Here is a 21,425-nt window from a genome sequence, read left to right as displayed (position 1 = left end):
GGTTCAAGGCAACATCCGACGCAATACGCGTCGCCCGCTGAGCTCATGGAAAACCACTGCACCAACGTGCAGCAACACGCCCAGTGCCAACAGAGAACTCGCCACGATGTGCAGCTTCGACCACGCGGCCAGCCAGAACCAATCGCTCAACAGGGGTGCCAAGGTAAACCAGCCAAATACGTCGATTGGCCGGTCCATCATCAGCACGCCGGACAACAGCACCACGGCCGTCACCCAATAAAGGCCTTCATGAACCAGGTGGGCGATCAACTGCCCGGCGGGGTCATCATGTACAGCGCCTGGCCTGGATTTAAACAAGCGAACCAGCCAGCGCACCAGGAACAGGGGAATGAAAAGGGTCGTCAGGCTGACGTTGACGAAGCCAATGAGGCTGGCGGTATTGGGCTCAACATCGAAAATTGCAACGTAAAAGCCACTGACCAGCGCCCAGACGATCACCACGGCAGAGACCCAGTGCAACAGCACCTGCTGCCAGCAATACTTGTGTTCATGCATTGAAAGTACCCAGGCTGGCCTGGCAGCCCATCATGGGCTACCAGGGCCAACTCCTTTATCGCTTGATCCAGGCGTCTTGCCAGTGGCTGCCTACACCAGGCTCATACTGCGTGGCACTTTCCGAATAGGTCTTGCACCAGCCTTCGTAGGGGAACGGCTTGCATTCAAAGACGTCGCCGGTCTTGGGCTGCAGGACCCGCGTGCCGGCTTTATAGCTGGCGATCGACTGCGGAAATTCGAAGTCGTAGCCTTCGCTGCCTGCGGCTTTCAACTGAACCGTGCGCTCTTCCTGCAGCAGTACGCGACCGCTTTTGTTGACGCCTACGACCTTGAGCAGGTGCTCGCCTGCGGTACTTTCGACCGGTACTGCAACTGGGCTGGTAGTGGCATCGACGTCCTGCTCAACGAAGCCAACCTGCTGATTGGCGGCGTCAAACAGGCGAGTAGTGAGCTGCAACTGACGGTTGGTCATGACGGTGAAGTCCAGGATGGTCTTGCCGTCGGTCAGGGTATAGTCAGGCTTGAGGCCATGCAGGTGAAGGTAGCTATCGTCCACCGGTGTCCCTTCGATCTCCAGTTGATAGCTCGTGATTTCGGTTTCTGGTTTGGCATAGATGTTATTGATGCCCGGCATCGGCTTGATGATGCCTTCGCTACCGATTCGGCCGGCTTGTACTAGGTTCTGAGTCTCATTGATGCGCTTGGCGAGCTTGAGCGACCAGTTATCCTTTTTGGCCTCCTCGGCATGTTCAATGTCAATGCTGACGCTGTACTGCGGGCTTTCCGACGTACCCACGAAGGCTCGGGCCTTGACCTTGTCGCCGACCTGCAAGTGCCGATTTGGATTGATGCTGCCTACGTGCGGCCATTCTGGCGCGGGTCCGCCCTCGGCCTGGATATCCACGTCCATGACGTCATGGAAAGCAGCTGCGGTGTCGTCAATGGTCCAGAGACCCAGAATAACGTGATGCCCGGTGCGGTCAGCCGGCAGCGTGCACTGATGCTTTTCAAGGGCCGGGCCTGTCATGGGCTGGCCTTCTCCCCGAGCAGGTTTGCCTTGGCCATCGACCTCACAGAATGGCGTTAACTCGAATGCCTCGCGGCTCAACGCCACGTTCGGATTCCAGTTGGGTTTGGTGATGAAGTATTCCCACTTAGTGGTTTTATGCCCAACTGCGTAGTACCAGTCGAACGCGACTTGCCTATCTCGAATGGGCGTCAAATGCCAACGGCCGGCCGTTTGCTCATCGAGCAGGGCAAAACTGGTGAGCTCACCGCTCGCAATCTTACCGTCGGCGGGCCCGCGTTGCGGGAAGCCTTTAGGCCCTTCACCGACAGATTGCGGCTCGTACATGGCTGGACCACAGCCACTGTTCAAGCCCGATTGACAGGCGTACGCGCGGGAGGGTGGGTTAGAGGTATAGCCATGGGCATTGGCCAGTTGCACATGCAGGCCAGCCCCAGCAATAGCCACCCAGACACTACTGGCAACTAATTTACGCAGGTTTTTTCTTGTATTCATCGGGCACTCCGGACGCTTGGATGAGCGGTCAGGAGCGGCAACTCCCGACAGACGTACCAAAGTCTAAAGACGCGTCCGGCACCGATATGTAGGAATAAGCTAGCGAACTAGTCAGTTTGCTCTTGCTGATTCAGTTAACAATTTCTACCAGGTCGACATCCACTTCCCGGCTCATCAGGTGTTTTTCCACCTCACCGGTGATTTTGACCTTGGTCTTTTCATTGAACGGAGTAGCCGGCAAGTCTTCATTGTCGATCTCGACGGTAATCGTGCCGTTGTTGTCCTTGAACTCGTACTTATCGTCGTTGTTGATCTTCTTGGTCACATACCCCTCCAGCACCACCGGCGTGTCATCGGCGGCGTCCTTGGCAGCGGCCACGGTGGTCACCGGCTGGGCGCCCGGGCCGGTGTAGCCCGCTGCCAGTGCGGCGGTGCTGAACAAAGGGGCGAGGATCAGGGCGAGGTAACGGGCTTTCATAAGATCAGGTCCTGTTTCGGTTTCGATGGGACCAGATTAACGACGATCGCTGAATTGAAACTTAATACAAAAAACCCGGCATCTAGGCCGGGTTTTTTGTGCAGTGCATCAAATCACTGGTGGTACTGCGCCGACAACTCGTGCACGGCGTTGATGAACGCACCGGCGTGCTCTGGGTCGACTTCCGGGGTAATACCGTGGCCGAGGTTGAACACATGGCCGGTGCCCTTGCCGTAGCTCGCCAGAATACGCGCCACTTCCTTGCGGATGGCTTCGGGCTTGGCGTACAGCACGGTTGGGTCCATGTTGCCCTGCAGCGCAACCTTGTCACCGACACGGCGGCGGGCATCGCCGATCTCGCAGGTCCAGTCCAGGCCCAGTGCATCGGCACCGGCTTCGGCGATGCTTTCCAGCCACATGCCGCCGTTTTTGGTGAACAGAATGACCGGCACCTTGCGCCCGTCGTGCTCGCGGATCAGCCCGCTGACGATCTTGCGCATGTAGGCCAGGGAGAACTCCTGGTAGGCCGCCGCCGACAGGTTGCCGCCCCAGGTGTCGAAGATCTGCACAGCCTGGGCACCGGCCAAGATCTGGCCGTTGAGGTAGCTGGTGACCGACTGGGCCAGCTTGTCCAGCAACAGGTGCAGGGCTTGCGGGTTGTCGTAGGCCATGGCCTTGGTCTTGCGGAAGTCCTTGGACGAACCGCCTTCGACCATGTAAGTGGCCAGGGTCCATGGGCTGCCCGAGAAGCCGATCAGCGGGACACGGCCGTTGAGCTCGCGACGGATGGTGCTGACGGCGTCCATCACGTAGCCCAGGTCCTTCTGCGGATCAGGGATCGGCAGTGCCTCGATGTCGGCCGGGGTGCTGATGACTTTCTTGAAGCGCGGGCCTTCGCCGGTTTCGAAGTACAGGCCAAGGCCCATGGCATCGGGGATGGTGAGGATGTCCGAGAACAGGATCGCCGCGTCCAGTGGGTAGCGGTCCAGCGGCTGCAGGGTGACCTCGCAGGCGAACTGCGGGTTCATGCACAGGCTCATGAAGTCACCGGCCTTGGCACGGCTGGCGCGGTACTCCGGCAGGTAACGGCCAGCCTGGCGCATCATCCAGACCGGGGTAACGTCTACGGGTTGCTTGAGCAGTGCACGCAGGAAACGATCGTTCTTCAGGGCAGTCATGTCGGCATCCGGCAAAAAAGTGCGGGCATTTTCTCAGACGCCAGCACAAAAGGCACGGCCAAGGCCATGCGTTTTGTCTATTGGGTGCCTTGGATCAAGCAATTTTGTATACAAAACGCTACAGCCTGGAGGAACCTGGGGCCGCTTCGCGGCCCTTTCGCGACACAAGGCCGCTCCTACACCGGAAACGCGATTCCCTGTGGGAGCGGCCTTGTGCCGCGATGGGCCGCAAAGCGGCCCCAGCATTCAATCAGACTTCCAGGTAATCCAGGATACCTTCCGCAGCCGTGCGGCCTTCGAAAATGGCCGTTACCACCAAATCCGAACCCCGCACCATGTCGCCGCCCGCAAAGATTTTGGGGTTGCTGGTCTGGTGCTTGAACTTGCCCTTTTCCGGCGCAACAACGCGGCCCTGGCTGTCCATCTGGATACCATGCTGCTCGAACCACGGCGCCGGGCTCGGGCGGAAACCGAAGGCGATCACCACGGCATCGGCCGGCAGGATCTCTTCAGAACCCGGGATCGGCTCAGGGCTGCGGCGGCCACGGGCGTCCGGCTCGCCGAGACGGGTCTCGACCACCTTCACGCCTTCGACCTTGTCTTCACCGACAATGGCTATCGGCTGGCGGTTGTAGAGGAACTTCACGCCCTCTTCCTTGGCGTTCTTCACCTCTTTGCGCGAACCCGGCATGTTGGCCTCGTCACGACGATAAGCACAGGTCACCGACTTGGCGCCCTGGCGGATCGAGGTGCGGTTGCAGTCCATCGCGGTGTCACCACCACCCAGCACCACGACCTTCTTGCCCTGCATGTCGACGAAGTCTTCCGGCGATTTCTCGAAGCCCAGGTTGCGGTTGACGTTGGCGATCAGGAAGTCCAGCGCGTCATGCACGCCCGGCAGGTCCTCGCCCGGGAAGCCGCCCTTCATGTAGGTGTAGGTGCCCATGCCCATGAACACTGCGTCGTACTCGGCCAGCAGCTGCTCCATGGTGATGTCGGTGCCCACCTCGGTGTTCAAGCGGAACTCGATGCCCATGCCGGTGAAGACTTCGCGGCGGTTGCTCAGCACGGTCTTTTCCAGCTTGAACTCGGGGATACCGAAGGTCAGCAGGCCACCGATTTCCGGGTTCTTGTCGAACACCACCGGGGTCACGCCGGCGCGCACCAGCACGTCGGCACAGCCCAGGCCCGCCGGGCCGGCACCGATGATGGCGACACGCTTGCCAGTCGGCTTGACCTTGGACATGTCTGGGCGCCAGCCCATGGCGAAAGCGGTGTCGGTGATGTACTTCTCCACCGAGCCGATGGTCACCGCGCCAAAACCGTCGTTCAGGGTGCAGGCACCCTCGCACAGGCGGTCCTGCGGGCAAACACGGCCGCACACTTCAGGCAGGGTGTTGGTCTGGTGCGACAGTTCTGCCGCTGCCAGGATGTTGCCCTCGGACACCAGCTTCAACCAGTTGGGGATGAAGTTGTGCACCGGGCACTTCCATTCGCAATACGGGTTACCACAGCCCAGGCAACGGTGCGCCTGCTCCACGGACTGCTGCGGCTTGAAGGGTTCGTAGATCTCGACGAACTCTTTCTTGCGCTGGCGCAGCAGCTTTTTCTTTGGGTCTTTACGCCCCACTTCGATGAACTGGAAGTCGTTGCTCAGACGTTCAGCCATTTTTCAAAACCTCTTTACCGCAGTCGCAAGCTACAAGCCGCAAGCTGCAAGTCGATCACTTGGGTCCGGCAAACCTCGCACTGCGTTTACTCGCAGCTTGAGGCTTGCCACTTGCAGCTGTTGTTACTGCGGGTTGGCACGGGTGCTGGACAGCAGTTGCTTGAGGTTGGCCGCCTTCGGCTTGACCAGCCAGAAGCGCCGCACGTAGTCGTCCAGGTTCTCGAAGAGCTCACGCCCCCACTCGCTGCCGGTCTCGTCCACGTATTCGCCAAGGACGCGCGCCAGGTGGCTGCGGTACGCCTCCATCGCTTCACCACTGATGCGCTGGATTTCCACCAGTTCATGGTTGAGCTTGTCGACGAAGCTGTTGTCCATGTCGAGCACGTAGGCGAAGCCGCCGGTCATGCCAGAGCCGAAGTTGTAACCGGTCTTGCCCAGGACGCAGACAAAGCCGCCGGTCATGTATTCACAGCAGTGATCGCCAGTGCCCTCGACAACAGCGTGGGCGCCAGAGTTACGCACAGCGAAGCGCTCGCCCGCGGTACCGGCGGCGAACAGCTTGCCGCCAGTGGCACCGTACAGGCAGGTGTTGCCGACGATGGCGCTGTGCTGGGTTTCGAACGGGCTGCCGGCAGGTGGCACGATGGTGACCTTGCCACCGGTCATGCCTTTGCCGACGTAGTCGTTGGCGTCGCCTTCGAGGTGCAGGTTCAGGCCACCGGCGTTCCACACGCCGAAGCTCTGGCCCGCAGTCCCCTTGAAGCGGAAGGTGATCGGCGCGGCGGCCATGCCCTGGTTGCCGTGCAAGCGGGCGATCTCACCCGAGATGCGTGCACCGATGGAGCGGTCACAGTTGCAGATGTCGAGGCTGAACTCGCCACCGGACTGGTCGCGGATCGCCGGCATGGCCATTTCGACCATCTTCTCGGCCAGCTCGCCCTTGTCGAACGGCGGGTTCTTGTCGACTTCGCAGAACTGCGGCTTGTCCGCCGGAATGTGCGAACTGCCCAGCAGCGGCGACAGGTCCAGGTACTGCTGGCGCTCGGTGTCGCCTGGCAGGATGTCGAGCAGGTCGGTGCGGCCGATCAGCTCGCCCAGGCTACGCACACCCAGTTTGGCCAGCCACTCACGGGTCTCTTCGGCGACGAAGGTGAAGAAGTTGATCACCATGTCGACGGTGCCGATGTAGTGGTCCTTGCGCAGCTTGTCGTTCTGGGTGGCGACGCCGGTGGCGCAGTTGTTCAGGTGGCAAATACGCAGGTATTTGCAGCCCAGGGCGATCATCGGCGCGGTGCCGAAGCCGAAGCTCTCGGCGCCGAGGATGGCCGCCTTGATCACGTCGAGGCCGGTTTTCAGGCCACCGTCGGTCTGCACCCGCACTTTGCCGCGCAGGTCGTTGCCGCGCAGGGTCTGGTGGGTTTCGGCAAGGCCGAGCTCCCACGGCGCGCCCGCGTACTTGATGGAGGTCAGTGGCGAAGCACCGGTACCGCCGTCGTAGCCCGAGATGGTAATCAGGTCGGCGTAGGCCTTGGCCACGCCGGCGGCGATGGTACCCACGCCTGCTTCGGCGACCAGCTTGACCGAGACCAGCGCTTGCGGGTTGACCTGCTTGAGGTCGTAGATCAGCTGGGCCAGGTCTTCGATCGAGTAGATGTCGTGGTGCGGCGGTGGCGAGATCAGGGTCACGCCCGGTACCGCGTAGCGCAGCTTGGCGATCAGGCCGTTGACCTTGCCGCCTGGCAACTGGCCGCCCTCACCCGGCTTGGCGCCCTGGGCTACCTTGATCTGCAGCACTTCGGCGTTGACCAGGTATTCCGGGGTCACGCCAAAGCGGCCGGTGGCCACCTGCTTGATCTTGGAGCTGCGCACGGTGCCGTAGCGCGACGGGTCTTCACCGCCCTCGCCCGAGTTGGAACGCGCGCCCAGGCGGTTCATGGCCTCGGCCAGCGCCTCGTGGGCTTCTGGCGACAAAGCGCCCAGCGAGATACCGGCGGAATCGAAGCGCTTGAGGATGGCCTCCAACGGTTCGATCTGCTCGATCGCCAGCGGCTGGTCGGCCACTTTGACCTTGAGCAGGTCGCGGATCATCGACACCGGGCGCTGGTCGACCAGCGAGGTGTATTCCTTGAACTTGGCGTAGTCGCCCTGCTGCACAGCCGCCTGCAGGGTGTTAACCACATCCGGGTTGTAGGCGTGGTATTCGCCACCGTGGACGAATTTGAGCAGGCCACCTTGCTGGATAGGCTTGCGCGCGCTCCAGGCTTCGGCGGCGAGCAGCTTCTGGTCGCTTTCCAGGTCTTCGAAACGCGCACCCTTGATGCGGCTCGACACGCCCTTGAAGCTCAGGCCGACTACTTCCTCGGCCAGACCGATGGCTTCGAACAGCTGCGCACCCCGGTACGAAGCGATGGTGGAGATGCCCATCTTCGACAGGATCTTCAGCAGGCCCTTGGAGATGCCTTTGCGGTAATACTTGAACACCTCGTCCAGATCGCCCAGCACTTCGCCGGTACGGATCAGGTCGGCCAGCACTTCGTACGCCAGGTACGGGTAGACGGCCGAGGCACCGAAGCCCAGCAGCACAGCGAAGTGGTGCGGGTCACGGGCGGTAGCGGTTTCGACCAGAATGTTGCTGTCGCACCGCAGGCCCTGCTCGGTCAGGCGGTGGTGTACGGCACCCACTGCGAGCGAAGCGTGCACCGGCAACTTGCCCGGGGCGATGTAACGGTCGCTCAGCACCAGCTGAGTCTTGCCACTGCGCACCGCTTCTTCGGCTTGGTCGGCGATGTTGCGGATGGCCGCTTCCAGGCCGACGCTTTGCTCGTAGTTGAGGTCGATCAGTTGGCGGTCGAAGCCTTCACGCTCCAGGTTCATCAGCGAGCGCCACTTGGCAGGCGAGATGACCGGCGAGCTGAGGATGACCCGCGAGGCGTGCTCCGGGGACTCCTGGAAGATGTTGCGCTCGGCGCCCAGGCAGATCTCCAGCGACATGACGATCGCTTCGCGCAGCGGGTCGATCGGCGGGTTGGTGACCTGCGCAAACTGCTGGCGGAAGAAGTCATACGGCGAACGCACGCGCTGCGACAGCACAGCCATCGGCGTGTCGTCACCCATCGAGCCGACCGCTTCCTGGCCCTGCTCACCCAGCGGGCGCAGCACCTGGTCACGCTCTTCGAAGGTGACCTGGAACATCTTCATGTATTGCTTGAGCTGGTCAGCATCGTAGCTGGCCGCGCCCTGGTCGTCGGTCAAGGTCGCCTGGATACGCGTGGCGTGCTGACGCAGCCAGCGCTTGTACGGATGGCGCGACTTCAGACGGTTGTCGATGGCGTCGGTGTCGAGGATCTGGCCGGTTTCGGTGTCCACGGCGAAGATCTGGCCCGGGCCGACACGGCCCTTGGCAATGACGTCTTCAGGCTTGTAGTCCCATACGCCGATTTCCGACGCAATGGTGATGTAGCCATTGGTGGTGGTCACCCAACGTGCCGGGCGCAGGCCGTTACGGTCGAGCAGGCACACCGCGTGGCGGCCTTCGGTCATGACGATACCGGCCGGGCCATCCCACGGCTCCATGTGCATGGAGTTGTATTCGTAGAAGGCGCGCAGGTCGGCGTCCATGGTCTCGACGTTCTGCCAGGCCGGCGGTACCAGCATGCGCACGCCGCGGAACAGGTCGATGCCGCCGGTGACCATCAGCTCGAGCATGTTGTCCATGCTCGACGAGTCGGAGCCCACGCGGTTGACCAGCGGGCCGAGTTCTTCGAGGTCAGGGATCTGGTCATTGGCGAACTTGGTGCGACGGGCCATGGCCCAGTTGCGGTTGCCAGTGATGGTGTTGATCTCGCCGTTATGGGCGAGGAACCGGAACGGCTGCGCCAGCGGCCATTTCGGCAGGGTGTTGGTGGAGAAGCGCTGGTGGAACACGCAGATCGCGGTCTGCAGGCGCTCGTCACCCAGGTCTGGATAAAACGCCGCGAGGTCGCGCGGCATCATCAGGCCTTTGTAGATGATGGTCTTGTGCGAGAAGCTGCAGATGTAGTGGTCGGTGTCGTGGGCGTTGGCCACGGACGAACGACGACGGGCACTGAACAGCTTGATGGCGAATTCCTGATCGCTCAGGCCTTCACCGCCGATGAACACCTGTTCGATCTGCGGCAGGCGCTCCAGCGCCAGGCGACCCAGCACGCGGGTGTCGATCGGCACCTTGCGCCAGCCGACCAGCTTCAGGCCAGCGGCGAGGATCTCGCGGTCCATGTTGGCGCGGGCGGCTTCTGCTTTGACCGGGTCCTGGTTGAAGAACACCATGCCGACGGCGTACTGCTTGGGCAGCTCGACGGCAAATTGTTCCTGGGCCACGGCCCGCAGGAATTGATCGGGCTTCTGCATGAGCAGACCGCAACCGTCACCGGTCTTGCCGTCGGCGTTGATACCGCCGCGGTGGGTCATGCACGTCAGTGCCTGCATGGCGGTTTGCAGAAGGTGGTGACTTGGCTCGCCCGTCATATGGGCGATCAGGCCAAAACCACAGTTGTCCTTGAATTCTTCGGGATGGTACAGACCTGTTTTCATAGACACTTTCTCACCAGGTTCACCTCTCAACGGAGGCAAATCTCTTTTTTAACAACCACTTACCATCCACGCCGATCAAACGCCAGCTTTTTTGCGGTGGTCATGGAAAACCATTGTTGCACAGCGACAGCGATGCCCACAAATTTTCATGTCTCACCATTGAAAATTTATGTCGCAAATTTGAATGTTTTTGCGCCATGCGCCGTGATAGCGGCTTGGCTCGAGTCTGAAGCGTTTCAGCCATGACTGCAAGAGAGGCTTGTGGCCGGCAGCCTGGGACAGAAAAGCCTGCCGCGCTCGGGCGCAGCAGGCTAGTCGAAAGCTAGAATTCGCTCAGCAACTGGGCGGCGGGGTGGTGCCGCCCGGCAGGTATCAGCGGGCCGTGGCCAGCTCTTGTTGGACGCTGGCGACGGTACGTGGCCAAGGTTTACCAGCCTGGACCTTCGCTGGCAAGTTCTTGATTGCCGCAACCGCTGCGTCACGGTTGGCGAAGCTGCCGTAAGTCACGACATACAGCGGCTTGCCCTGCAGGTTTTTCTTGAAGTAGCGATAGTCGCCACCCTGGGCTTTGACGAAGGCCTGGGCCGAGGCTTCGGAGCTGGTGCCGAGGATCTGCACCACGTAATTGCCCGGTTTCTGGCCTGCATACCAACCACCACCGCTACTGCCGGTAGCCGCAGGCTTCTCGACAGGCTTGGCGGCTGGCTTGGCTGTGGCGACCTGGGTTGGCGCAGGCGCAGGCTTAGCAGGTGCAACCGGTTTTGCAGGCTGGGTTGCGACGGGCTTTGGCGCAGGCGCAACCGGCTGAACCGGTGCACTGGCAGTCGGCTTCGACAGCGTCGGTGCCGGGCCGGCAGGCACGCCTTGCGGCGGTGCGATGGTGGTCACGGTCGGCGGGTTGCCAGGCTGCAGCGCGGTATTGCCGGCCGGGCTGCCCTCTTCGCCATCCCCCATGCCAGCGGCCTGGGCCAATGGTTCGCGCATCACCGGCTGCGACTGCCCTACCAGCGGCAGTGGCATCGGCTGCGACGAGCCGGAGAACTCGATGGCCGGGTTGCCATTATTGGCCTGGGCGGCGCCCGGCTGGCCTTCACCTAATGGCAATTGAGCCTGGGCAGCCGGCACCTCGGCAGGTGCCTTGTCGCCTTTCTTGGGCATGAGAACCGCGGCAGCAACGGCGACCACAACCACAGCGGACAGCGCGAGCACATGTTTCTTAGGCATTTTCAACCCCATGGATGGTCGCTTGGCCGTCGAACGGCTGGCGATCATGGCTTCGATCAAAGTGTCACGGGCGACCTGGTTGATTGTGCCAGGCCAACCGTCGGAGTGTTCATGGATATCGACGATCTGTTCGCGGGTGAACACCTCGATGCCCCGGCCGGCGCCATCCAGACGCTGCTCCAGGTACTCGCGGGTCTCCTCTTCGCTGTAGGGGGCGAGCTCGATAACGTGGAAACGCTCTTCCTCGATACTCAGCTCATCCAGCCCGGCGATCAGCGACGGCTCACCGAACAGGAACACGTGCGGGCGCCCTTCCGGAACACCCGCCGCCAGCTCCAGCAACGCTTGGAGTGCCGACTCGTCGAGTTGTTCCGCATCGTCCACCAGCAAATACACTTCCTGCCCGGTCAGCGCCAGTTGCACCACCTTCGACAGTATGGCCTGGACCTCAGGCTGGGCGACCTCAAGCGACTGCGCGACCTGGGCGAGCACGCTGGCCGCATCGCTGGCGCCACGGGCAGAAACCACGACGCTCTGCACCGATTGCTTGTTGGTACTGGCCACCAGGGCCTGGCGCAGCAAGGTCTTGCCGCTGCCCAGGGGGCCGGTGACCACCAGCATCAGCTGGCTGTAACGGGCCAGGTGATGCAGCTGGCCCAGCACAGGCTTGCGCTGTGCCGGGAAGAATTTGAAGCCGGGCACGCGGGGCGCGAACGGATCGTGGCTCAACTGGTAATGGTCGAGAAAGGCCTCATCGGCATGCAAACTGGTCATTGCGCTGTCACAACCTCAAAGCTGGGCCACGATCGCGCGGTAATCCGCCGACAGCGTGGCCTGAAGAATCTCTTTCGGATAGTCGTCGGTGATCACGGCCTCGCCCATCTGGCGCAACAGCACCAGACGCAGACGCCCGTCGAGCACCTTCTTGTCGACCGCCATGTGCTCCATGAAATGCGCCGGGGTCATTTCCTGTGGTGGCACCACCGGCAAACCTGCATCCTGCAACAGGCGGATTCCGCGATCGCGCTCGGCCTGGTCGATCCAGCCGAGCCGCATGGACATTTCCAGGGCCATCACCGTGCCCGCCGACACGGCTTCGCCGTGCAGCCAGACGCCGTAGCCCATATGGGTTTCGATGGCATGGCCGAAGGTATGCCCAAGGTTCAGGGTCGCCCGCACGCCGGATTCGCGCTCATCGGCACCGACCACCGCAGCCTTGGCTGCGCAGGAACGGCGGATGGCTTCGGTCAGGGCCGTGGAGTCCAAGGCACGCAGGGCCTTCATATTGTCCTCGAGCCAAGCGAGGAACGGCTTGTCGCAGATCAGGCCGTACTTGATCACTTCAGCCAAGCCTGCGGACAGCTCACGCGCCGGCAGGGTCTTGAGGCTGGTGGTGTCGATCAGCACCGCGTTGGGCTGATAAAAGGCACCGACCATGTTCTTGCCAAGCGGGTGGTTGATGCCGGTCTTGCCGCCGACCGAGGAGTCGACCTGAGATAACAGGGTGGTCGGCACCTGGATGAAATCGACGCCGCGCTGGTAGCAGGCAGCGGCAAAGCCGGCCATGTCGCCGATCACGCCGCCCCCAAGGGCCACCACGGTGGTGCGACGGTCGTGCCGGGCAGTGAGCAGGCCATCGAAGATCAATTGCAGCGTTTCCCAGTTCTTGTGGGCTTCGCCGTCAGGCAACACCACGGGCAGCACCGAATAGGCACCCAGGGTCTTGGCCAGGCGTTCGAGGTACAGAGGCGCGACGGTTTCGTTGGAAACGATGGCGACCTGCCGCCCGGCAATGTGCGGCGCCAGCAACTCGGGCTGGTCCAGCAGGCCTTCGCCAATGTAGATCGGGTAGCTACGCTCGCCCAGGTCGACCTTTAGTGTCTGCATGTATCCCCACAATGTACTTGGGCGCGGCGCCGCTTGGGCGACGCACGCGGTAAGTTGAACCTCGCCTCGGCGCTGGAGGCCGAGAATAGTCCCGGCTTATCGGGGCGGCAACTGCTGCAAGCGTTCGAGAATATCGATCACCACCATGCGCGGTGGCCGCTCGTCGGTTTCAACGACCACGTCGGCGATCTCGCGGTAGAGCGGATCACGCGCTTCGAGCAGGGCGCGAAGGGTCGCTTCCGGGTTGGCGGTACGCAACAGGGGGCGATTGCGATCACGTGCGGTGCGACCGACCTGCTGCTCCACCGAAGCATGCAGGTAGATCACCCGGCCGCCCTGGCGCAACGCCTGTCGGTTGGCATCGCGCATTACCGCGCCACCGCCGGTGGCCAGGACTACGCCGTCGAGCCCGCAGAGCTCGGCGATCATCGCCTGCTCACGGTCACGGAAGCCCGGCTCGCCTTCCTTGTCGAAGATCCACGGGATGTTGGCGCCGCATCGCAGTTCGATTTCCTTGTCGGAATCTTTGAACAGCAGGCGCAGCTCTTTGGCCAATAGGCGTCCAATGGTGCTTTTACCAGCGCCCATTGGCCCCACAAGTATCAAATTTCGCACAGAATCAACGACTCACAGCAATCGCCTGGTCACTCATGATACGCGGAGTCAGGAAGACCAGCAGCTCGGATTTTTTCTCTTGTAATACATCGCGTCGAAACAGCCGCCCAACATACGGCAGATCGCCGAAAAATGGCACCTTGTCGACCACATTGTTTTGCGTGGTCGAGTAGACGCCACCGATAACGATCGTTTCGCCGTCCGCCACGCGAACCTTGGCATTGACCTCGTTCTTGCGGATCGGCGGTACGTTGTTCAAGGCATTGACGTAATCAGGCTCGTCCTTGGTCACCCTGACCGTCATGATGACCTTGTTGTCCGGGGTAATCTGCGGGGTGACTTCAAGCGACAGGGACGCTTCGCGAAACGACACGGACGTGGCGCCACTCTTGCTGGTTTCCTGGTAGGGCACCTCGGTACCTTTGAGGATCCTGGCCGTTTCCTTGTCGGCCGTGACCACCTTGGGCTGCGAGATGATTTCGCCATTGCCGCTCTTTTCCATGGCGCTGAGTTCAAGGTCTAGCAAGATGCCGCCACGCAGCAGGCCCAGGCCGACGCTGGAGCCGGCACGCTCCACCCCAAGGTCGACGAACAGCTCCTTGCCTGGCCTTACGTTCTCACCGTACAAGGGCCCACCCCAACGCACCCCAAGGCTCTTTTCGTAATCGACATTGGCCTCGACGATGCGTGCCTCGATCGCCACCTGACGCACCGGCACATCCAGCTGCGCCACCAGGTGGCGCAGCTCGGCAAGGCGGTCAGCGGGCTGGTAGGCCACCAGGGTATTGGTGCGCGCATCAACGCTCAAACTGCCTCGCCCAGTGAGGATGCCGTCGTCTGCCAGGGTTGCCAGCAACAGCTCTGCGAGCTCGGAGGCTACGGCATGGTGGATCGGCATCAGTTCACGCTGCAGCGGTTGCAATTGCGCATCCAGCGCCTGGCCTAGTCGGGCGTCGAGTGATTGCCCAGCAAGCTCCGCCGCCGGCGCCACCAGCAGCACATTGCCCTCTTCACGCCGGGCCAGGCCCTTGCTGCGCAGCACCAAATCCAGCGCCTGCTCCCAGGGCACATCCTGAAGCCGCAAGGTGATATTGCCCTGCACCGAATCGCTGGCAACCAGGTTCACGCCGGCATGGTCTGCCAGCACCTGCAATACGGCGCGCACCTGCACATCCTGAAAGTTCAGCGACAGTGGCTCACCCCGAGTGGGGGCTGCCGTCGCCAGCGGGATCGACAAGACGAACGCCGCCGCTATCCATAGCCTTTTCATCCTTGTCCATGACCTCCTGGTCCAGGGGTTTTCGGAGGGTGAGTACGGCTGTGCGCTCATGCCACTCACGCGCCACGAACCACCGCTCGCGCACGTCGACCCGCTGCTCGTCGATGTGCACCACAACACCCTCATCGCGCCCGAGCCGATCGCCCAGGCGCACGCGATACAACTGGCCTGCAGACAACAACAGCGCTTCATGCGCGCCGCCTTGCGCCAGGCTCCCGACCATTTCCAGCTGCGCCAAGGGCACACGGCCCAATTCGCCAGGTGCCACGTTCGCCGGGGCTGCGGAGAACGGATCGACCAATGGCGGCACGGGCGCTGCCCGAGCGGGCAAATCTGCCAACGACGCAACGGCCGGCGTCGTAGCATCGGCATGATGCGCGTGAACCCTCAGACGAACGCGCAACAATCCAGGCCGCCCATCGACTTCGTTCATGCTCAGGTCACTCACGCGCAGCAGCCGCAGCTGCCCAAGCCATTCATCCAACCACAGGCGCAGTGCTGCATACCGGCCCACCACCTGAACATCGAGGGGGATGGTTCGGTAGTGCGCCTGCTCCACCGCCTCATGCACATCGAGCCGCTCGAACAGCAGGCCAAATTCATGCCCTGAGGCGGCAAGCGAATCGAGCAGGTCACTCATGCCCTCGCCAGCGGCGAGACGCCACCGGGCAACGTGCAGCGCCTGCTGTGTGGCGACCAGCGCAGCGCGCATGCGTGCCAGCTCCCGCACTTGGGCTGCCTTGGCCGAATGTTCCTCGCTCAACTGCTCATACTGTGCATTCACTTGCCCTTGGGCGTGCCGCAACTCCGGCAGGCGTAGCCCACACCCCAGCGCCAGTACCAACACACCCAGACCGACTGAAGCGCCCCACCTGAAGCGAGCGGAACGTTCGGCCATGCCTTGCCAGCTCACCCACCAGGCTGCATTCACGACCAAAACGCCGACACACGCGCTGCCAGGACAAACTCTTCGCCCGAAGGCAGGTGCTTCACACGCTTGAGCTCCAGGCCTTGCAGTACCGCGGACCGCTCAAGGTCGCGTATGAACTGAGCGACCACGGCACCGGACGCGGCCTGGCCGGTCACCTGCAAACGGCCGCCTACCAACGTAAGTTCAGTGAGCTGCAGACCAGCAGGCAATGCGGCCTCGAGGTCGCTAAGCAACGTGGGGAATACACCTTGATCGGCACGCAGGCTGGCCAACACCGCAGCGTGTGCCTGGGCAGCATCGTGGGCGGCACGCACTTCAGCGTGCTGCTCCAATTGTTCATCCAGCAGCGCAATGGCGGAGTGACGGCTAACAGTGCTCAACCCTTGCTGCTGCGCACGTTGGCGTGCCAGTTGATCGATCAGCATCACGGCGCACAGGGCCAGCGCCGCACTGCCAAGCAACATCCACTGAAAGCGCCGAAGCATCGACCGGCGCTGCCGCTCGCGCCAGGGCAAAAGGTTCAGACGCATCATGGCTGCATGCCTCCGAGCGCCAAGGCGCATGCCAAGAGCATCTCGCCCCCACCAGGCTCCAACCCGGCAATAGAAGGCAGGGGCCGGCAGGGTAGTTTCACCTCTGCACTCAGGTTATCCAGCCACGCTTGCTCGATCGGTGAACTGCCGGCGACCAGCACGCATTCCAGTTGACTGTCGTCGCCCAAAAGCGCCGGCCATTGGCCAAGTGCTTGGCCAAGGTGCACTTCGCGGCGCTGCGCGGGCATGCCCTGCCGCCAACAATGCAGCGTCGCGCCTTGCGCTTCGATGCGCAGCAATGCCGAACCCGCAAGCGCGCCCCGCGGCAACATCCGCTGCAACGCGATACTGTCGACCTCCATCGCCTCGGCCTGCAGCCCGGCTGCATCAAGCAGGGCTTCAACGGGCTCCAGCGCACGCTGGCGACAGGCAGCCACCATGACCTCCTGGCAATCGGCCTGGGCCTCGGAGGCCCCGAGCAACTGAAAGTCCAGCGCCAGATCATCAAGCGGAAATGGAAACAGGCGATCCGCATCAGCCAGCAACTGGGCTTCGATATCGGCTTCACTCAGGCCCGTCGGCAGTTGGCACACCTTGCAGATCACCTGATTTGCCGGCAGCGCCACCGCAACGCGCCGCTGCCGACTGCCGCTGCGCCTGCAGGCACGGCGCAACGCAGCCACTAGCCGGGCAGGGTCGCTCGCCCAATCAGCCCCACTGTACGGTTCATACGGCTCGTGCGCCCAGGCCGCGACCTGGCAACGCCCCTTGCGTCGCTGCAGCTGCACAATCCGAACGGAGTCGGGGGCAATTTCCACCCCCAAGAGTGAACCGGCATCCATGCCGAAACGTCCAAGCATCGCTGCTCCTTTGCTGTATGCCGCAAACCCGCGTCAGCGCTAGGCCCCAGCGGCCAAACGGTTCGACGGGCCACCTGGCCGGTCACCCGGCAAGGCGAAAAAATGCTTATAATGCCCAGCGTTTTTGGTCCGCCGGACCCGTACGCAATTCACTTATCAACCTGGACGCCCAAAAGCCTTGATACGTCTGCTGAAGTTCTTCTGGTGGTCTTCCGTCGCAGTCATTAGCGCGCTCGTACTCGGTGTGAGCGGTGCGTTTCTGTATCTTAGCCCTAGCCTGCCCTCGGTCGAGTCCCTCAGAAGCATCCAGTTGCAGATCCCCCTCAGGGTGTACAGCAGCGACGGCAAGCTGATTGCCGAGTTCGGCGAAATGCGCCGCTCGCCGATCCGTTTCGCGGAAATCCCCCCACAATTTATCCAGGCGCTTCTGTCAGCCGAGGACGACAATTTCCTCAACCACTACGGCGTTGACCCCAGCAGCCTGATGCGCGCCGCGACTCAGCTGGTAAAAACCGGCCACATCCAGACGGGCGGCAGCACCATCACCATGCAGGTGGCGAAGAACTTCTTCCTCACCAGCGAGCGCAGCTTTTCGCGCAAGACCAACGAGATTCTGCTGGCCCTGCAGATCGAGCGTGAGCTGACCAAGGACGAAATCCTTGAGCTGTACGTGAACAAGATCTACCTGGGCAACCGGGCGTACGGCATCGATGCCGCCGCACAGGTTTATTACGGCAAGTCGATCCGCGACGTGAGCCTGGCGCAAATGGCGATGATCGCCGGCCTGCCCAAGGCACCTTCGCGCTTCAACCCGCTGGCCAACCCGGTGCGCGCAAAAGAGCGTCGCGACTGGATTCTTGGCCGCATGTACAAGCTCGGCAAGATTGACCAGGCCAGCTACCAGGCCGCCCTGGCCGAGCCGCTCAACGCCAGCTATCACGTGCCGACACCTGAGGTGAATGCCCCGTACGTCGCCGAGATGGCCCGCGCCGAGATGGTCGGCCGTTATGGCAGCGATGCCTACACCGAGGGCTTCCGCGTCACCACCACCGTGCCGAGCGACATGCAGGAGATGGCCAACAAAGCCATTCTCACGGGCCTTTCCGATTACGATGAACGCCACGGTTACCGCGGCCCCGAGGCACGCTTCCCAGGCAAGACCCACGCGGCCTGGCTGCTGGAACTGAGCAAGCAACGCACCCTGGGCGGCCTTGAGCCGGCCATCGTCACCCAGGTCGACAAGACCGACCTCAAGGTGCTGACCCGCAGCGGCCAGGAAGAAACCGTCGCCTGGGACACCATGAAGTGGGCGCGCCCGTTCCTCAATAGCAATTCCCAGGGCCGCGCACCACAAAGCCCCGCCGATGTTGCCCAGGTAGGTGACCTGGTGCGCCTGCAGCGCCTGGACGACGGCAAGCTCAAGTTCAGCCAGGTGCCGGGCGCACAAAGCGCGCTGGTCACCCTCGACCCATACAACGGCGCCATTCGTGCCCTGGTAGGCGGCTTCTCGTTCGAGCAAAGCAACTACAACCGTGCCATGCAGGCCAAGCGCCAACCTGGCTCGAGCTTCAAGCCCTTCATCTATAGCGCGGCGCTCGACAGCGGCTACACCGCGGCCAGCCTGGTCAACGATGCACCGATCGTGTTCGTCGACGAGTACCTGGACAAGGTCTGGCGGCCGAAGAACGACACCAACACCTTCCTCGGCCCGATCCGCATGCGCGAGGCGCTGTACAAGTCGCGCAACCTGGTATCGATCCGCCTGCTGCAGGCCATGGGCGTCGACCGCACCATCGACTACATCGCCAAGTTCGGCTTCAACAAGCAGGACTTGCCGCGCAACCTGTCGCTGGCACTGGGCACCGCAACCCTCACGCCGATGGAAATCGCCACGGGCTGGAGCACCTTTGCCAACGGCGGCTACAAGATCACCCCGTACCTGATCGACCGCATCGAGAGCCGCAGCGGCGAGACCCTGTTCACCGCCAACCCGCCCCGCGTGCCGCAAGGCGCCCAGGACCAGGCAGGCCTTGCCGCGCCAGAGCAGCCGATCAGCACCGCAGCCATGCCGGGCGAGGCGCCGGCCGCCTTTGGCCAGGTCACGCCAGCACCGCAAACGCCGGCAGTGGCGGAACAGATCATCGACGGCCGCACCACGTACATCCTCACCAGCATGTTGCAGGACGTGATCAAACGGGGCACCGGCCGCCGCGCGCTGGCCCTGGGCCGCACCGACCTGGCCGGCAAGACCGGTACCACCAACGAGTCCAAGGATGCCTGGTTCTCCGGTTACAACGCCGATTACGTGACCACGGTATGGGTCGGCTTCGACCAGCCCGAGACCCTGGGCCGCCGCGAGTACGGTGGTACTGCGGCGCTGCCGATCTGGATGAGTTTCATGGGCGCCGCCCTCAAGGACAAACCCAACCACGTACCGGCGGAGCCGGAAGGCATCCTCAGCCTGCGTGTCGACCCAGTCAGCGGCCGCGCGGCCTCGCCGGGCACACCGAACGCCTACTTCGAGCTGTTCAAGGCCGAAGACTCGCCACCGTCGGGGGATGAACTGGGCAACGGCGCGGCACCGGGAAGCCCGCTGCCAGCAGACGAAGCAGCGCCGATGGACCTGTTCTGACCCCTGACAGGCTAGCGCCGCCTGTGTAGGAGCGGCCTTGTGTCGCGATGGGCTGCGCAGCAGCCCCTTGCGAGACCTTCTGCTGTCGAGATCCTGGGGCCGCTGCGCAGCCCATCGCGACACAAGGCCGCTCCTACAGGGATCTACGCTGCCGACAAACGCACAATAAAAAGCCCCGGCTCATACGAGCCGGGGCTTTTTTGTGTCACTTACGGCAATCAGCCGTTGAACACTTCATCCACGCTGTTCAGCGGGTAGTGCTTCGGATACGGCAGGGTCGCCACACCGGACTCGATAGCAGCCTTGGCGACAGCATCGGAAACAACGGTGATCAGACGGGCATCCAGAGGCTTCGGAATGATGTACTCACGGCCGAATTCCAGGCCTTCGACGCCGTAGGCTTCGCAAACTTCCTTAGGAACCGGCAGCTTGGCCAGGTCTTTCAGGGCGATGGCCGCAGCAATCTTCATTTCTTCGTTGATGCGCTTGGCACGTACGTCCAGGGCGCCACGGAAGATGAAGGGGAAGCCCAGTACGTTGTTGACCTGGTTCGGGTAGTCGGAACGACCGGTGGCCATGATCACGTCGTTACGGGTGGCGTGAGCCAGCTCTGGGGAGATTTCCGGATCGGGGTTCGAGCACGCGAACACGATCGGGTTGGCCGCCATCGACTTCAGGCCTTCTGCGCTCAGCAGGTTCGGGCCGGACAGGCCAACGAATACGTCGGCACCGTTCAAGGCGTCAGCCAGGGTGCGCTTGTCGGTCGCGTGGGCGAACTGCGCCTTGTACTGGTTCAGGTCGTCGCGGCCAGCGTGGATCACGCCGCTGCGGTCGATCATGTAGATGTTCTCGACCTTGGCACCCATGCTGACCAGCAGCTTCATGCAGGAGATGGCGGCAGCGCCGGCACCCAGGCAGACGATCTTGGCTTCTTCCAGCTTCTTGCCGGCGATTTCCAGGGCGTTGATCATGCCGGCCGCGGTGACGATCGCGGTGCCGTGCTGGTCATCGTGGAAGACCGGGATGTCGCATTGCTCGATCAGGGTGCGCTCGATTTCGAAGCACTCTGGAGCCTTGATGTCTTCGAGGTTGATGCCACCGAAGGTGATCGAAATGCGGCGAACGGTGTCGATGAAAGCTTGCGGGCTTTCCGACTCGACTTCGATGTCGAATACGTCGATGCCAGCGAAACGCTTGAACAGAACACCCTTGCCTTCCATGACCGGCTTCGAGGCCAGTGGGCCGAGGTCACCCAGACCGAGGATGGCAGTACCATCCGAAATCACCGCAACCAGGTTGCCTTTACCGGTGTATTTGTAGGCCAGCTCTGGATCACGGCCGATTTCGCGCACGGGTTCTGCAACACCTGGGCTGTAGGCCAGGGCGAGGTCACGGGCGGTGGCGGTGGGCTTCGAGAGCTCGACGCTCAGTTTCCCCGGACGAGGTTGAGCGTGGTATTCGAGAGCGGCGGTTTTCAGGTCTGACATGGTGGGCATTCCGCTATTTACTGTTCTGACGGACCGCCGAGGATA

At 62.4% G+C, this 21,425-nt stretch carries 15 protein-coding genes; 1 reads left to right on the top strand and 14 read right to left on the bottom strand.

The genetic code is table 11. The features are described from left to right. Nucleotides 1-3: 3 nt before the first annotated feature. The 13 genes from HU750_RS04070 to pilM form a co-directional block, all read right to left on the bottom strand. Complete coding sequence (locus tag HU750_RS04070) at nt 4-516, bottom strand: cytochrome b (protein ID WP_186677074.1); 513 nt, start codon at nt 514-516, stop codon at nt 4-6. A gap of 55 nt (nt 517-571) precedes the next feature. Further along, nucleotides 572-2,038, bottom strand: a complete 1,467-nt coding sequence (gene gbpA / locus HU750_RS04065) for an N-acetylglucosamine-binding protein GbpA (RefSeq protein ID WP_186677071.1) — start codon at nt 2,036-2,038, stop codon at nt 572-574. Between the two features lie 130 nt (nt 2,039-2,168). Beyond that, entirely contained in the window at nt 2,169-2,516 is a 348-nt protein-coding gene (locus HU750_RS04060; protein ID WP_186677061.1) for a YgiW/YdeI family stress tolerance OB fold protein, read from the bottom strand. Between the two features lie 113 nt (nt 2,517-2,629). Beyond that, a complete protein-coding gene (gene hemE / locus HU750_RS04055) occupies nt 2,630-3,694 on the bottom strand; it encodes a uroporphyrinogen decarboxylase (RefSeq protein ID WP_027592362.1) in 1,065 nt (354 codons plus the stop codon). A gap of 250 nt (nt 3,695-3,944) precedes the next feature. Further along, nucleotides 3,945-5,363, bottom strand: coding sequence for a glutamate synthase small subunit GltD family protein (locus HU750_RS04050; RefSeq protein ID WP_099430676.1), 1,419 nt, complete (start codon nt 5,361-5,363; stop codon nt 3,945-3,947). A 123-nt stretch (nt 5,364-5,486) separates the two neighbouring features. After that, a complete protein-coding gene (gltB, locus tag HU750_RS04045; RefSeq protein WP_186677047.1) occupies nt 5,487-9,932 on the bottom strand; it encodes a glutamate synthase large subunit in 4,446 nt (1,481 codons plus the stop codon). A 372-nt stretch (nt 9,933-10,304) separates the two neighbouring features. Further along, nucleotides 10,305-11,930, bottom strand: coding sequence for an SPOR domain-containing protein (locus HU750_RS04040; protein WP_027592359.1), 1,626 nt, complete (start codon nt 11,928-11,930; stop codon nt 10,305-10,307). A 15-nt stretch (nt 11,931-11,945) separates the two neighbouring features. Further along, on the bottom strand, nt 11,946-13,043 hold the full coding sequence (aroB, locus tag HU750_RS04035) for a 3-dehydroquinate synthase (RefSeq protein ID WP_186677045.1): 1,098 nt from the start codon (nt 13,041-13,043) through the stop codon (nt 11,946-11,948). A 96-nt stretch (nt 13,044-13,139) separates the two neighbouring features. Then, nucleotides 13,140-13,658, bottom strand: a complete 519-nt coding sequence (aroK, locus tag HU750_RS04030) for a shikimate kinase AroK (protein WP_186677042.1) — start codon at nt 13,656-13,658, stop codon at nt 13,140-13,142. Between the two features lie 4 nt (nt 13,659-13,662). Continuing rightward, complete coding sequence (locus HU750_RS04025; RefSeq protein WP_186677028.1) at nt 13,663-14,928, bottom strand: type IV pilus secretin PilQ; 1,266 nt, start codon at nt 14,926-14,928, stop codon at nt 13,663-13,665. Then, nucleotides 14,855-15,835, bottom strand: coding sequence for a pilus assembly protein PilP (locus HU750_RS04020; RefSeq protein ID WP_189674440.1), 981 nt, complete (start codon nt 15,833-15,835; stop codon nt 14,855-14,857). The genes HU750_RS04025 and HU750_RS04020 overlap by 74 nt, the downstream gene beginning before the upstream one ends. A 29-nt stretch (nt 15,836-15,864) precedes the next feature. Further along, entirely contained in the window at nt 15,865-16,401 is a 537-nt protein-coding gene (locus HU750_RS04015; RefSeq protein ID WP_186677024.1) for a PilN domain-containing protein, read from the bottom strand. After that, nucleotides 16,398-17,261, bottom strand: coding sequence for a type IV pilus biogenesis protein PilM (gene pilM / locus HU750_RS04010; RefSeq protein WP_186677022.1), 864 nt, complete (start codon nt 17,259-17,261; stop codon nt 16,398-16,400). The genes HU750_RS04015 and pilM overlap by 4 nt, the downstream gene beginning before the upstream one ends. Nucleotides 17,262-17,442: 181 nt before the next feature. Between pilM and HU750_RS04005 the strand changes: the two genes are divergently transcribed. After that, entirely contained in the window at nt 17,443-19,893 is a 2,451-nt protein-coding gene (locus tag HU750_RS04005) for a penicillin-binding protein 1A (RefSeq protein ID WP_371918104.1), read from the top strand. A 218-nt stretch (nt 19,894-20,111) separates the two neighbouring features. Here the strand turns inward: HU750_RS04005 and HU750_RS04000 are convergent, their stop codons facing one another. Beyond that, nucleotides 20,112-21,380 carry a malic enzyme-like NAD(P)-binding protein gene (locus HU750_RS04000; RefSeq protein WP_027592351.1) on the bottom strand — a complete coding sequence of 423 codons (1,269 nt, stop codon included), beginning with the start codon at nt 21,378-21,380 and terminating at the stop codon, nt 20,112-20,114. Nucleotides 21,381-21,425 lie beyond the last annotated feature (45 nt).

The organism is Pseudomonas sp. SWRI50 (genome assembly GCF_014269095.1).
In the GTDB taxonomy this organism is placed as follows: domain Bacteria; phylum Pseudomonadota; class Gammaproteobacteria; order Pseudomonadales; family Pseudomonadaceae; genus Aquipseudomonas; species Aquipseudomonas kermanshahensis.
This window is presented reverse-complemented; position numbering and strand designations above follow the sequence as displayed.

What these genes read in the sequence shown, in the direction of transcription:
- HU750_RS04070 (WP_186677074.1), bottom strand. Translation starts at nt 516, where the DNA reads ATGCATGAACACAAGTATTGCTGGCAGCAGGTGCTGTTGCACTGGGTC.
- gbpA (WP_186677071.1), bottom strand. Translation starts at nt 2,038, where the DNA reads ATGAATACAAGAAAAAACCTGCGTAAATTAGTTGCCAGTAGTGTCTGG.
- HU750_RS04060 (WP_186677061.1), bottom strand. Translation starts at nt 2,516, where the DNA reads ATGAAAGCCCGTTACCTCGCCCTGATCCTCGCCCCTTTGTTCAGCACC.
- hemE (WP_027592362.1), bottom strand. Translation starts at nt 3,694, where the DNA reads ATGACTGCCCTGAAGAACGATCGTTTCCTGCGTGCACTGCTCAAGCAA.
- HU750_RS04050 (WP_099430676.1), bottom strand. Translation starts at nt 5,363, where the DNA reads ATGGCTGAACGTCTGAGCAACGACTTCCAGTTCATCGAAGTGGGGCGT.
- gltB (WP_186677047.1), bottom strand. Translation starts at nt 9,932, where the DNA reads ATGAAAACAGGTCTGTACCATCCCGAAGAATTCAAGGACAACTGTGGT.
- HU750_RS04040 (WP_027592359.1), bottom strand. Translation starts at nt 11,930, where the DNA reads ATGACCAGTTTGCATGCCGATGAGGCCTTTCTCGACCATTACCAGTTG.
- aroB (WP_186677045.1), bottom strand. Translation starts at nt 13,043, where the DNA reads ATGCAGACACTAAAGGTCGACCTGGGCGAGCGTAGCTACCCGATCTAC.
- HU750_RS04025 (WP_186677028.1), bottom strand. Translation starts at nt 14,928, where the DNA reads ATGAAAAGGCTATGGATAGCGGCGGCGTTCGTCTTGTCGATCCCGCTG.
- HU750_RS04020 (WP_189674440.1), bottom strand. Translation starts at nt 15,835, where the DNA reads ATGGCCGAACGTTCCGCTCGCTTCAGGTGGGGCGCTTCAGTCGGTCTG.
- HU750_RS04015 (WP_186677024.1), bottom strand. Translation starts at nt 16,401, where the DNA reads ATGATGCGTCTGAACCTTTTGCCCTGGCGCGAGCGGCAGCGCCGGTCG.
- pilM (WP_186677022.1), bottom strand. Translation starts at nt 17,261, where the DNA reads ATGCTTGGACGTTTCGGCATGGATGCCGGTTCACTCTTGGGGGTGGAA.
- HU750_RS04000 (WP_027592351.1), bottom strand. Translation starts at nt 21,380, where the DNA reads ATGTCAGACCTGAAAACCGCCGCTCTCGAATACCACGCTCAACCTCGT.